The organism is Rhizobium sp. RHZ01 (assembly GCF_014851595.1).
Taxonomy (GTDB): domain Bacteria; phylum Pseudomonadota; class Alphaproteobacteria; order Rhizobiales; family Rhizobiaceae; genus Rhizobium; species Rhizobium altiplani.
The window spans coordinates 43,455-56,479 of record NZ_JACUZZ010000001.1 but is presented as its reverse complement, the minus strand read 5'-3'; the positions used below and the strand labels follow the sequence as shown (position 1 = coordinate 56,479).

The following is a 13,025-nucleotide window of genomic DNA, read 5'->3' as shown; positions in this document are numbered from 1 at the left end:
TTAGTCTTTCGTCTTGGCGACCATCGTCAAAACATCGTATTGGGCGACCGTCGCACCGTTCTGGTTGGTCACATTGCAGTCCCAGCGCACTTCGCCGTGCTCGGCGCCGATGCGCGGATTGATCTCCTTGCAGGTCAATTTCACCTGCAACGTATCGCCCGGATTGACCGGCGTGAGGAAGCGCAGGTTGTCGACGCCGTAATTGGCGAGAACCGGGCCTGGGGCCGGGTCGACGAAGAGGCCGGCAGCAAATGAGACGATCAGGTAGCCATGGGCAACGCGCCCATCGAAGAACGGATTGGCGCGGGCGGCTTCCTCGTCCATATGGGCGTAGAAGGTGTCGCCGGTGAAGTTGGCGAAGTGCTCGATATCCTCAAGCGTGACGGTGCGTGTTCCGGTGACAAGCTGGTCGCCGATCCGCAGTTCGGCGAGCGACTTGCGGAAGGGATGTTCGCCATCCTTGCGGACCTCGGCATCCGCAACCCAGCGTCCGGTGACTGCGGAAAGAAGCGTTGGCGAGCCCTGGACCGCAGTGCGCTGCATGTAATGCTTGACCCCACGTAGTCCGCCCAACTCCTCGCCGCCGCCGGCGCGTCCGGGGCCGCCGTGCACGAGACCCGGCAGCGGTGAGCCATGGCCGGTCGAGGTCTTGGCGCTGACGCGGTTGCCGATCAGCACGCGGCCGTGGAAGGGCGCCATGCCGAGAACCACCTCTTCGGCAAAGGCCGGATCATTGGTGAAGACCGAGGATACCAGGCTTCCCTTGCCGCGGCGGGCAAGGTCGACAGCCTCCTCGGCGCTGTCATAGGGCATGACCGTGCTGACCGGGCCGAAGGCTTCGACGTCGTGAACAGCCCGGGCGTCCCAAGGCTTGTCGCAGTATAGCAGCACTGGATTGAGGAAGGCTCCGGCCTCAGCGTCTCCGGAGACGACGTGGGGATTGTCCGGATCGCCGGCAACGATCTCTGCATCGGCAAGAAGATCGCGGATGCGGGCGCGGACCTCGTCGCGCTGGGCAAGGCTTGCGAGCGGGCCCATGCGGACGTTTTCATCGGCGGCATTGCCGAGCGCCGTCTTGCCAAGACGATCGCCAAGAGCGGCGACAAGAGCGTCGCAATAGGCGCGAGGTGCGATGACGCGGCGGATCGCCGTGCACTTCTGGCCGGCCTTCGCCGTCATCTCGCGGGAGACTTCCTTGACGAAAAGGTCGAACTCCTCGGTGCCAGGGGCCGCGTCGAGACCGAGGACAGAGGCATTGAGACTGTCGGCCTCCATGGTGAAGCGGACCGAATTCTCGATGATTGCCGGATGCGTCTTCAGCTTGCGGCCGGTCCAGGCCGAACCGGTAAAGGTGACGGCATCCTGTCCGTCGACATGATCAAGAAGATCGCCGACGGAGCCGCAGACAAGTTGCACGGCGCCTTCGGGAAGCAGGCCCGTCTCGACCATGCGGCGCACGACCAGTTCGGTCAGATAGGCCGTCTGGCTCGCCGGCTTGACGATAGCCGGCATGCCGGCAAGCAGGGTCGGCGCCAGCTTCTCCAGCATGCCCCAGACCGGAAAGTTGAACGCATTGATGTGAATGGCGACGCCCTGCAGCGGCGACAGGATGTGCCGGGCGGCAAACGTGCCGTCGCGCGACAGGTTTTCCACGTCGCCGTCAACGAGCACGCGCGTATTCGGCAACTCGCGCCGTCCCTTTGAGGCATAGGACAAGAGAGTTCCAATGCCGCCATCGATATCGATCCAGCTGTCTGCCTTCGTCGCACCGGTGGCCGAGGAAAGGGCGTAGAATTCTTCCTTCCTCTCCATCAGCGCCTGGCCAAGTGCCTTCAGCATGGCGGCACGCTCATGAAACGACATGCGACGCAGGGCCGGGCCAGCCTTCTTGCGGCCGTAGGCCAGAGATGCGGCAAAGTCGACGCCGGTGGAATCGATCAATGCAACCGGTACGCCTGTCGAAGCGTCGAGCAGTTCGGCGCCATCCTTCGTGCCGGGAACCCAGCGGCCATAAACATAGCTTTCGAGGCGGCGCGGCGGGTTTACCAGGACGTTCATCGTCTTATCCTTCCGGTCAGTTCAGATTGCGCGCAGCAAGCTGCGCATCAACGGCCGCCTGCCATTCGGATAGCAGCGTCTCGTTGGGTGTGTGGCGAAGGCCGAAGCGAGCCAGCGTTTCGTAGCGCGCCGAGCCGGAGAGCCCGAAGCTTGCCGCAACGCGCGGGCGCCAATAGGCGATTGCCTTGCGCGCTGCCGTTGATCCGTCTTCCGTCTCGGCAATTTTCTTCAATCCCTCGATGCCGAGTTCGGTGTGATGCGCCTCGCTGGGTAGAATGGCGCGGAACACTTCGGCAAGTGGCTGGTAGGAAACGCGGGCAAGTTCGCGAAGCTGGATGGTACTTGCCGTACCCATCAGCACGTTCATGACAACCGCGTCGATCCAGCCATGCAGGGGATAGTGGAAGACCGAAAGGCGCATGTCGCCACCCTGACGCGCCGCACCGATATCGGCGTCGCGCTCCAGCCGGGCGTCCCAGGGATGATGGACGGCGTATCGGCCGGTGTCGGCGCCAAAGCTGCCCATGATCTCGAGGACCCGACCGGCATGGTCGGTTTTTTCGAGCACGATCTTGGCAGAGGCGATGCGCTCCTTGATCCCTGGCGCGTCGTTGATCGTGTCGGCAAAGCCGGCTGCACCCGCAAGCTCGCTATCGACGAAACTTGCCATCAGGCGCAAAAGCTCGCCGCGATAGCGTGGGGTCACATTGTCAGGCGACGTCAGCACGCCACCCTTCAGCAGGTATTCCTCGATCGGCATCGTATCGGACATTGGCTATTCCTCCCTCGCTTTCGCGCCTTATTGGTCGTAGCTGACCACGACCCGGTCGCTCAGCGGATAACATTGGCAGGTCAGAACATAGCCCTGGCGCACTTCGTAATCCTCGAGCGCATGGTTGACCTCCATCTCGGTCTCGCCCTCGATCACCTTGGCCCGACAGGTGGAACAGACACCTGCCTTGCAGGCGTATGGCGCGTCCATGTGGTTCTCGAGCGCGGCTTCCAGCAGCGTTTGCCCCTGCTTCGGCATCTTGAAGACACGGGTTGCACCGTCGAGGGTGACGGTTGCCTCGCACGCCGCGTCGCGATCCGCCAAGGCAGCGCTTTCGCTCTTTCGGCGCGCCCGGCCTGGCTGCGAGGACGCAAAGAGCTCGAACTTGATCTGCTCTTCGCGCATTCCGTGGTCGCGAAGGGCAGCGGCGATCGTCAACATCATCGGTTCCGGACCGCAGATGAATGCGGTGTCGACGGATTTCAGATCGATCCAGTGCCTGAACAATGCTGCGCACTTGTCGGTATCAATACGCCCCGTGAAGAGGTCGATATCCTGGGCTTCGCTTTCCAGCACGTGCAGGATGGACAGGCGACCGAGATAGCTATTCTTCAGATCGTCCAGCTCCTCGCGGAACATGATCGAGCTGATCTGCCGGTTTGCGTAGACGAGCGTGAAGCGCGAATGGGGCTCACGCGCCAAGGTGGTCTTGATGATGGAGAGCACCGGCGTGATGCCGCTACCGGCTGCAAAGCCGATGTAGCTCTTGGAAACTTCGGGCTCGATCGCCGTGAAGAATGCGCCCATCGGCGGCATCGCTTCCATCGTGTCGCCAATCTTGAGCTCTTCATTGGCCCAGGTCGAAAAGCAGCCGCCGTCGACCCGCTTGATGCCGACCCTCAAGATACCTTCGTCACGCCCGGCACAGATCGAGTAGGAGCGGCGGAGTTCCTCGCCATCGAACTGGCGGCGAAACGTCAGATACTGGCCCTGCGTGAAATCGAACGCACCGCGGTCCTCGTCCAGCGGAGCAAGGGTGACGACCACGGCATCGCGCGTCTCGCGCTTGACGTCGGTGACCTGAAGGGAATGGAAACGTGCCATATTGCGGACCTCACTAGGCAAAGGGTCAGATGCACTTGAAATAATCGAATGGTTCCAGACAGTCGGTGCAGCGATAGCTCGCCTTGCAGGGCGTCGAGCCGAACTGGCTGATCTTTTCTGTGTTTGCCGATCCGCAGCGCGGACAGGCGATCGTCAGATTGGAGCGGCCAGAGAGCCGGTCGACGCGCTGGCGCAGGATCCCGTCGATCGCGGTGCCATCGACAGGCGGCGCAATGCCATAGGCCTTGAGCTTTTCGCGACCTTCGGCGCTGATCCAGTCCGTCGTCCAGGCCGGCGAAAGCTGGCGTTCCAGCCGCAGCTTTTCGATGCCCTTCTCATGCAGCGCCCGCTCGATGTCGAGATTGATGATCGCGGTTGCCGGACAGCCAGAATAGGTCGGCGTTACCGTCACAACCAGCGTGTCGTCATCGAATGCGACATGCCTGATAATGCCGAGATCGACCAGGGAGATCACCGGAATCTCGGGATCCGGAACCTCTGCAAGCCACTGCCAGACGTCTGATGTCGAAGGCAAAGTTACGGCCGTCATGACCGCCTCCTTCCGTTACCAGGTCGCGCCCGGATAAGCGCGCTGCAGGAATTGCAGATCGGCCAGGATGAAGCCCATATGTTCGGTATGAAGGCCGCGCTTGCCGCCCTTGTGCATGAAGCCATCGGAAGGCTTCTTGAGCGTTGCCTCGGACAGGGCCTCGCCGACAAGCTCATCCCAGGCGGGCTTCAGGCTTTCCGGCTCCGGCGCAATGCCGGCGGCGACGAGCTCCGCGTCGGACGCGTCGCCGATGAAGAGTTCGCCGGTATAGGCCCAGAGATCGTCAAGCGCTTCCTGCATGCGACGATGGCTCTCGGCGGTACCGTCGCCAAGGCGGATGATCAGATCGCGGCTGCGATCGAGGTGATAGGCAACTTCCTTCGTGGCTTTTTCCGCGATTTCGGCAATGCGCTTGTCGGTCGAGCCGCAAAGCGCCTTCAGCATCAGGAAATGCCAGGCGTCGAACAGAAACTGACGCATCAGCGTCTTGCCAAAATCGCCATTCGGACGCTCGACCAGCAGGACGTTGCGGAAGTCGCGGGCATCACGCAGATAGGCGAGATTGTCGGCACTGCGGCCCCGGCCTTCGACTTCGCCGGCAAGTCCGAGCCAGAGTTGTGTCTGGCCGATCAGATCGAGCGCGGTGTTGGAAAGCGCAATGTCTTCCTCGAGCGCCGGTGAATGCCCGCACCATTCGGAAACGCGATGACCGAGGATCAGCGCATTGTCGCCCATGCGTGTCAGAAACTCGAAAAGTGCCGTCTGGCTCACGGCCGTGTTGGAGGCAGTGCTCATCACATATGCCCCACTTCTTCGGGAACGTCGAAGAACGTCGGATGACGATAGACCTTCGAATTCGAGGGATCAAAGAGTGGCCCTTTGTCCGAAGGCGCGCTGGCGGTGATGTCGCTCGAGCGTACCACCCAGATGCTCACGCCTTCATTTCGGCGGGTGTAGACGTCACGTGCGTTGTTGACGGCCATTTCGGCGTCGGGCGCATGCAGGCTGCCGACATGCCGGTGATTGAGGCCGTGCTGGCCGCGGATGAAGACTTCCCAAAGAGGCCATTCGCTGGACATGGACATTTCTCCCGTCTTGCGTTTCTCACGGGCCATGGCCCGGAAATCGCGTATTGTTAAGACTTGCGACTGCTTGGAGCGGACGCCGAGGCGTCCGGACGCATTATTCGGCTGCGGTGCGCTGAGTGGCGCGACGCGATGTCATCTTCTCGGCGTGGGCAACGAGACCGTCCCGGAACCAGGCGCCATCGTTCCATGCCTTCTGCCGGGCGCCGAGGCGTTCGGCGTTGCACGGACCGTTGCCGGCGATGACGGCGAAGAACTCGGTCCAGTCAGGTTCGCCGAAGTCGTAACCGCCCTTTTCCTCGTTCCACTTCAGATCCGGGTCCGGAACCGTCAGGCCGAGATATTCGGCCTGCGGCACTGTCTGGTCGACGAACTTCTGGCGCAGCTCGTCGTTCGAATTCTGCTTGATCTTCCAGGACATGGACTGGGCCGAATGCACGGATGCGTCGTCTGACGGGCCAAACATCATCAGCGATGGCCACCACCAGCGGTTCAAGGCGTCCTGGACCATTTCCTTCTGGGCGGGCGTGCCCTTGACCATCTTCATCAGGATGTCGAAGCCCTGGCGCTGATGGAAGCTTTCTTCCTTGCAGATGCGGACCATGGCGCGGGCGTAAGGCCCGTAGGAACAGCGTTGCAGCGGCACCTGGTTCATGATCGCCGCGCCATCGACCAGCCAGCCGATCGCACCGATGTCGGCCCAGCTCAGTGTCGGGTAATTGAAGATCGAGGAGTATTTCGCCTTGCCACTGTGCAGCTGCTCGTACATCTCGTCCCGGCTGATGCCGAGCGTTTCGGCCGCACAGTAGAGGTAAAGCCCATGGCCGGCCTCGTCCTGAACCTTGGCGAGCAGGATCGCCTTGCGCTCGAGCGTCGGGGCACGGGTGATCCAGTTGCCTTCGGGCAGCTGGCCGACGATTTCGGAATGCGCATGCTGGCTGATCTGGCGCATCAGCGTCTTGCGATAGCCTTCCGGCATCCATTCCTTCGGCTCGATCTTCTGGCCGGCGTCGATGCGCTCCTGGAAGGCGCGTTCGACCGGATCCATTTCATCGAGCGTCTTGACGCGGGCGCTGTCGGTCTTGACCATCTGTGCGTACATGGTTCGTCTCCTTTGCCTTGGCGCGTCAGACGCGCTCGAGAATGATCGCGATGCCCTGGCCGACGCCGATGCACATGGTGCAAAGTGCGTAGCGACCGCCCTGGCGATGCAATTGGTAGGTTGCCGTCGTGACCAGCCGGGCACCGCTCATGCCGAGCGGATGGCCCATCGCGATGGCACCGCCATTCGGATTGACATGGGGCGCATCATCGGGGAGGTCCAGATCGCGCAACACGGCGAGCGCCTGGGCGGCAAAAGCCTCGTTGAGCTCGATCACATCCATCTGGCCGATCGAAAGACCGGCGCGCTCGAGCACCCGCCGCGCGGCCGGTGCCGGGCCGACGCCCATGATGCGCGGTTCGACGCCGGCTGCCGCCATTGCCACGATACGCGCCTTCGGCGTCATGCCTTGTGCCTTCGCGGCCGCTTCGCTTGCAACGACGAGAGCGGCTGCACCGTCATTGACGCCCGATGCATTGCCGGCTGTAACGCTGAGATCAGGGCCATTGACGCCCTTCAATCTGGAAAGCTGGTCGATCGTCGTGCCTGGGCGCGGGTGCTCGTCGCGATCGACAATGATGGGGTCGCCCTTCTTTTGCGCGACCTTGACGGCGACCAGTTCGTCCGCGAAGAGACCGGCCTCCTGAGCAGCCGCCCAGCGGGCCTGGCTGCGGGCCGCGAAGGCGTCCTGGTCGGTGCGGCTGACGCCAAAATCGGCAGCCACATTGTCGGCCGTCTGAGGCATCGAATCGACGCCAAAGCCCGCCTTCATCTTCGGATTGACGAAGCGCCAGCCGATCGTCGTGTCGTAGATGGCGTTGGCGCGGGAAAAGGCGCTGTCTGCCTTCGGCATGACGAAAGGCGCCCGGCTCATGCTTTCAACGCCACCGGCAATCACGAGGTCACAGTCGCCGGCGCGGATTGCTCTTGCTGCCATGCCGACGGCATCCATGCCGGAGCCGCACAGGCGGTTGACGGTTGTTGCAGGGACACTGATCGGCATGCCCGACAACAGCACGGCCATGCGGCCGACATTGCGGTTGTCTTCGCCCGCCTGGTTGGCGCAGCCATAGATCAGATCATCGACCTTGCTCCAGTCGACGTCAGGATTGCGTTCCATCAGCGCAGTGAGGGGGAGGGCGGCCAGATCGTCTGCGCGAACCGTTGCCAGCGCGCCGCCATAGCGACCGATGGGTGTGCGAACGGCATCACAGATGAATGCTTCCGACATGCGCGATTTCCTCCTGCTCTCGCAAAGCCGATCAATTCAGTATTGATTAACCGACCGATCGGTCATGCTATTAGCATGCGATATGTCACAGAGCAATGCATTTTTGTGGAAAGTTTGTGATATTTAATATTCTGCAGGAAAAACCTTAGCACGAAAGCCGCGCCGGCGGCCGAAAAGCTGATTGTAAGATTGCTAGAAAGCCTCGTGCGCCAGCATCTCCAGCCGTAGCTCCGTCGTTGCGGTCGATGCGGGCAACGGGCCGGAGGCCGTGACGAAGGTGCGGGCCACGTGGGCATCAGCGGCCGGAGAAAGTTGCCTGTAGGCCCGGGCAAACAGCTTTCGCGCTGCCTTTCCCGGCCAATCGTCGGGGAGTGCGCCTGAGGGCAATCTCGGATCGTGCAGATGAACGGCGCGGAAGCGATGCACCAGGAGGAGGCGGATGGTCAGCGCCATGGAAGGCGAAAAACTGACGGAGGTAGCCGAGCCGAGCAGAGCGCCGAACTGCGCCAGAAAAATCGCATACGCTTCCGCATGCACTGTCAGATCCCAGTACTCGGAGGCGAATTCTTGCAGGGCTTTTGGATCTTGTGGCGGTTCTGCGCGGAAAACCAGGGCAGGCACTGTCGCGGTCGCCCTTGCAGGGCCGACCGCCAGGCGGTCGTTGAGACGCGCGTGGCCGGCGCGCTTCAGCGCCTGCATGGCGTCTTCGATAGCTGGCCCCATCACATGAACGAACTGCCACCCGCTCTCCTCGGGAGCAGAAAACAGCACGCGGGCCGCTGCCGCGAACTCGCTGCCGGCCGAGTGTGACAGTCGGTAGTAGCTGCGCCGTCCTTCTCTTTCTCCGGAAAGCTGGCCTGCGGCGACGAGCCGGGAGACGGCGGTGCGCACCAGCGTCTCGCTGATGCCAACGTCCGCGCAGGTCTCGATCAGGTTGCCGATCCAGGCAATGCCGCCGCGCGGCTCGACGACGTCACCGTAGATGGTCACGATGAAGCTCGCTGCCTTCAGCGGGCTTTCATCCAGAATGCGTCGTATCAACTCGCTTGCCCGAGCATCTTCAGGATTTGTCGCTGCCGTCACCGATTCCTCCCTGGATGGTGACAGTGCGACTAGCATATTGTCGAGGCCGCTGCATCCCCGCTGGACGCGAGGCGCTGAGGCGGAGCCATCAGGTATCCGCCAACAGGGAGACCGCTGTCGTATCAGGGTTCTCTGATTGCGCTGTCGAGCCCTCGCAAGATGGGATAGAGGAAGTAGGAGATGACGGTGCGACGCCCCACCATGATCTCGGCAGAAACGGTCATGCCGGGAAGCAGTCGCACGGGCTCGTCCGAGCCTTTCAGCTTTGGATCCGCAAGCGGTATGCGTGCCTTGAAGTAAGGCGCTGGCGTCTGGGTCGCTGCCTCCTGCTGGGATGGGGTGAAAGCGTCACGGCTCACCGTCCTGACCGTTCCGGATGCGGTGCCGAACTTCTGGAACGGATAGGCGTCAAATTTGATCCGCGCATCCTTGCCCGCCGTGATACGACCGATGTCACGCGTATTGACGTTGACCTCTGCCTCAAGCGGGACATTCAGTGGGACAAGCGTCAAGATCGGCTCTGCCTCCCGAACCACCGAGCCGACGGAGCGCGCCGCAAGGTCAAGCACGACGGCATCAGCCGGTGCCGACAGGACCACCATGTCGCGGCGAAGCTCCATCTTCTTCAGTTCTTCGGCCGCAGTGTCGCGCTGGCTGCGCAGGTCGACGAGCTGCTCCATGGCTGCGCGCCTGAAGTCTTCGATAAATGCCTGTCGGTCTGCCTTGAGCTTGGCGAAGGTATGCTCGGCCTCATCGGCCCTGCCCTGGACGGCCGAAAGAGTGGTCTCGACGTCAAGGCGGGCGTCACGCGACCCCAGAAGCGTTATCAGGGATCCGCTCTCGCGATTATACAGCCGCTCCCTGGCGCCCTCGATCTGGGACAGCGTTTCGCGTCGATTGGTGAGGACTGCCTCCTGGTTTCGGCTGGAAGCAATTGTCGCCGCCTGGGCCGCAATCTGCTGATCGTAGTTCTGCAACTGTGCCATGTAATAGGCGCGGCGCTGCCCGAACAGCTGCATCTGAAGCAGCTCGTCGCGTGATCCGCCCGCCGTCTGGGTGTAGTCCGCACCGGCAAGCTCAGCTTCCAGACGCTTCACCTGGGCGTCGAGTGCAAAAAATTTTGCCCGCTGCTGATCGGCGTCGGCCTGGCTGAACGTCGCGTCAAGCGTGGCAAGCACCTGGCCCTTCTGCACGATCGCGCCGGCCGCCACATTGATCGTTCGGATGATCGATGTTTCCAGCGGCTGCACGACGATGGTCGGCTCAGTCGTGATCAGCTTGCCGGGGGCAACGACGACCTCGTCGATCGATGACACCGACGCCCAGGTGATGGCCGCAGCAATCAGCGCGGTGATGCCATAGAGCGTCATGCGGGCGACCCTTGGCGGAGCGCGCTCCTCCAGCTCCACGGCATCCGACTGGAACTCCGCAATCGCTGATGGCAGCGAGCGCCGGAGGGCTGGCTGCGTGACCGGGGCGGTCGTTGGAACAGGCAGGTTCTCTCCTGGTTTTTGAGCGCGCGCGTTCATGCTACCTGCCTCATCTGCTGTGACCAAAGGTGACGGTATGTCATGCAGCGTGTGACCAGCTGATCATGCCTGCCGATATCGGCGATCTTGCCGCGTTCGACGACGAGAATGGCATCGGAGTCGACGAGCGTGGAGAGCCGGTGAGACACGATGACCACCGTTCTTCCTGCCGCAATCTGGCTGAGGTTCTGACGAATGATCGTCTCGCTGTCAGGGTCGAGCGCGCTGGTGGCCTCGTCGAGAATGAGGAGTTTTGGATCGGTAATGAGCGCTCTTGCGATTGCCAGACGCTGTTTCTGACCGCCCGACAGGTTCGAGGCGTTTTCTTCCAGCATCGTGTCGAAACCACGCGGAAGCCGCTCGATGAACTCCTCGGCGCCCGCAATGCGTGCCGCTTCCATGATTTCCTCGATGCTTGCATCGGGCTTTGCTGCCGCGATGTTTTCGCGAACGGTGCCGCGGAAGAGGAAGTTGTCCTGCAGCACGACGCCCGTACTCGTTCTCAGATGCACGAGGTCGATCTCGCGGCTGTCATAGCCGTCCATCCGGACAATGCCCTGCTGGTTCTGATAGAGGCCCTGGATCAGCCTGGTGATCGTCGTCTTGCCGGAACCGCTCTTGCCAACGACACCGAAGACGGAGCCGGCGGGAATGCTGAAGGAGACGTTGTCGAGCGCCGGCGGGCCGTCCGGCCCGTAGCGGAACGTCACCTTGTCGAATTCGATGTTGCCTCGAAGGTGCGGGCGGATACCACGACCGCGACCGGCCTGTTCCGGGCGCTGGTTCATGATCTCGCCGAGCATGCGCACCGAAAGTGCAACTTCCTGGTACTCGTGTACCATCGTCACGATCTGGACAAGTGGGCCAGAGACGCGGCCGGCCAGCATGTTGAATGCGACCAGCGCGCCGATCGTCATCGCGCCGTTGAAGACATCGAGCGCGCCAAGGCCGATGATGGCGACACTCATCAGCTTCTCAAGCAACCCGGTCATCGATTGAGCGGCCGTCGAGATCTTCTCGACACGGAACCGGACAGAGATCGATTGCGCCGAATAGTCGTCCCATGCGCGACGCTGGCGTGGTTCAAGCGCCAGCGACTTGACGGTGCGCATGCCGTGGACGGTTTCGACGAGCAAGGCCTGCCGGTCGCCCTCGGCCTTGTAGAGTGCCTGGAGACGGCGCTGGAAGGGGCCGACAAGCAGCATGACGACGAGGCCGACAAGGGCTGCAAAGCCGATGACGACGAGCGTCAGCTTGACGCTGTAGAGAAGCAGGATCGGAATGAAGACCAGCAGCGAGACGCCGTCGAGAAGTGTCAGGAACAGGCGACCGGTCAGAAACTCGCGGATCCTGCCGGTCTGCTGCATATGCTTGACGAGGACACCTGCCGATGCCTGCTCGAACAAGGCAATGGGAAGATTGAGCAGATGACCGAAGGTGCGCGTCGCAATACGGATATCGATCCTGTTCGTGGCATAGAGCAACAGGTAGCGGCGCAGGAAACTGAAGGCCGCATCGAAGACGAGCGCAATGCCGATGCCGATGGTCAGGACCGTCAGCGTCGCGTAGCTTTGATGGACGAGCACCTTGTCGATGACGAGCTGGAAGAAGATCGGCGTCATCAGGCCAAGGCCGTACAGGACGATGGCGGCAAGGGCGACATCGCGGAAGAAACTGCGCTGCTTGATGATTTCAGGAATGAACCAGCGGAAGCCGAAGGGCTGGTCGGCATCGTTGATGCCGAAGTTCCGCTTCATCATCACCACAGATCCACACCAGGACCTGATGAACTGCTCCTGGTTCAGGAGAATGAAGTCAGGGCGCTCGGCGAGCGGGTCGAGAACCCTGATCTTTGCCTCTTCCTCACCCATGGCGGGGCCGGCAATGACGACCCAGTTGCCGTTGTCGAGTTCCGCCAGAACCGGGAAGGCTTCGCCCAACTGGAGCAGCGATGTCCAGGAGAGCTTGATCTGCCTTGCGCGCAGTCCGGCATCCTTGGCCATGCGCAGCAACTGCCGGGTTTCGACCGGCCGTTCGTCGACTGCATAGTCGTGCTGCAGGCGCTCGGGCGACAGATCGACGCCGTGATGGCGTGCAACGAGAGCAAGGCAGTGTAGATTGGTGTGCAAAAACGTACTCATGGCCCACCCGGGTGTCTGGGTTGAAGAAGTGGCGTTGGTCAGTTGAAGTTCGGCGATGCGTTTGCCGAGCTGCCCGACGGCTGGATGATTTCAGCCTTCGCGCTTGATGGCAGATCGTTGATACGGCGCACCGCACCGGCTTCGACCAATCCACCAAGGGCCTTCTGCATCAGGTCGACGGCATTCGCGAAAGCGTCGACCGGCATGATGATCCGCTGGCGGAAGACCGGCTTCGGGTTGTTGTTCTGATCGCGCTCGGTGGCCGACAGCGACATCAGATCGATGCGCACGATGGTGCCGGTGACAGTGATTTCGCCAATTCCGTCTGCATAGAGTTCATTGCTCATTGTCGTCTCCTCGTTTTGATGAG

At 61.9% G+C, this 13,025-nt stretch carries 12 protein-coding genes; all 12 read right to left on the bottom strand.

Annotation, left to right across the window (positions count from 1 at the left end):
- A complete protein-coding gene (gene paaZ / locus IB248_RS00240; protein ID WP_192239947.1) occupies positions 1-2,058 on the bottom strand; it encodes a phenylacetic acid degradation bifunctional protein PaaZ in 2,058 nt (685 codons plus the stop codon).
- A gap of 16 nt (positions 2,059-2,074) precedes the next feature.
- A complete protein-coding gene (locus IB248_RS00235) occupies positions 2,075-2,830 on the bottom strand; it encodes a Phenylacetic acid catabolic protein (protein ID WP_192239946.1) in 756 nt (251 codons plus the stop codon).
- A 27-nt stretch (positions 2,831-2,857) separates the two neighbouring features.
- Entirely contained in the window at positions 2,858-3,934 is a 1,077-nt protein-coding gene (gene paaE / locus IB248_RS00230; protein WP_192239945.1) for a 1,2-phenylacetyl-CoA epoxidase subunit PaaE, read from the bottom strand.
- Positions 3,935-3,959: 25 nt separating this feature from the next.
- Positions 3,960-4,484, bottom strand: a complete 525-nt coding sequence (gene paaD / locus IB248_RS00225) for a 1,2-phenylacetyl-CoA epoxidase subunit PaaD (RefSeq protein ID WP_169683656.1) — start codon at positions 4,482-4,484, stop codon at positions 3,960-3,962.
- Positions 4,485-4,499: 15 nt separating this feature from the next.
- A complete protein-coding gene (gene paaC, locus IB248_RS00220) occupies positions 4,500-5,279 on the bottom strand; it encodes a 1,2-phenylacetyl-CoA epoxidase subunit PaaC (RefSeq protein WP_192239944.1) in 780 nt (259 codons plus the stop codon).
- A complete protein-coding gene (gene paaB / locus IB248_RS00215; protein WP_018856780.1) occupies positions 5,279-5,563 on the bottom strand; it encodes a 1,2-phenylacetyl-CoA epoxidase subunit PaaB in 285 nt (94 codons plus the stop codon). Before paaB ends, paaC begins: the two co-directional genes overlap by 1 nt.
- Before the next feature lie 103 nt (positions 5,564-5,666).
- Positions 5,667-6,671 (bottom strand): 1,2-phenylacetyl-CoA epoxidase subunit PaaA, encoded by a 1,005-nt coding sequence (gene paaA / locus IB248_RS00210; protein ID WP_192239943.1) that lies wholly within the window; start codon positions 6,669-6,671, stop codon positions 5,667-5,669.
- A gap of 25 nt (positions 6,672-6,696) precedes the next feature.
- The gene (gene pcaF, locus IB248_RS00205) at positions 6,697-7,902 is read right to left on the bottom strand and encodes a 3-oxoadipyl-CoA thiolase (protein ID WP_192239942.1); all 1,206 of its coding nucleotides are present in this window, start codon (positions 7,900-7,902) and stop codon (positions 6,697-6,699) included.
- A gap of 192 nt (positions 7,903-8,094) precedes the next feature.
- Positions 8,095-9,021, bottom strand: coding sequence for a phenylacetic acid degradation operon negative regulatory protein PaaX (gene paaX, locus IB248_RS00200; RefSeq protein WP_192239941.1), 927 nt, complete (start codon positions 9,019-9,021; stop codon positions 8,095-8,097).
- A gap of 86 nt (positions 9,022-9,107) precedes the next feature.
- Positions 9,108-10,514: an HlyD family type I secretion periplasmic adaptor subunit gene (locus IB248_RS00195; RefSeq protein WP_192239940.1), complete on the bottom strand. Its 1,407-nt coding sequence runs from the start codon at positions 10,512-10,514 to the stop codon at positions 9,108-9,110.
- Positions 10,511-12,655 (bottom strand): peptidase domain-containing ABC transporter, encoded by a 2,145-nt coding sequence (locus IB248_RS00190; protein ID WP_026371740.1) that lies wholly within the window; start codon positions 12,653-12,655, stop codon positions 10,511-10,513. Before IB248_RS00190 ends, IB248_RS00195 begins: the two co-directional genes overlap by 4 nt.
- 38 nt (positions 12,656-12,693) lie before the next feature.
- On the bottom strand, positions 12,694-13,002 hold the full coding sequence (locus tag IB248_RS00185) for a hypothetical protein (RefSeq protein ID WP_018856786.1): 309 nt from the start codon (positions 13,000-13,002) through the stop codon (positions 12,694-12,696).
- Positions 13,003-13,025 lie beyond the last annotated feature (23 nt).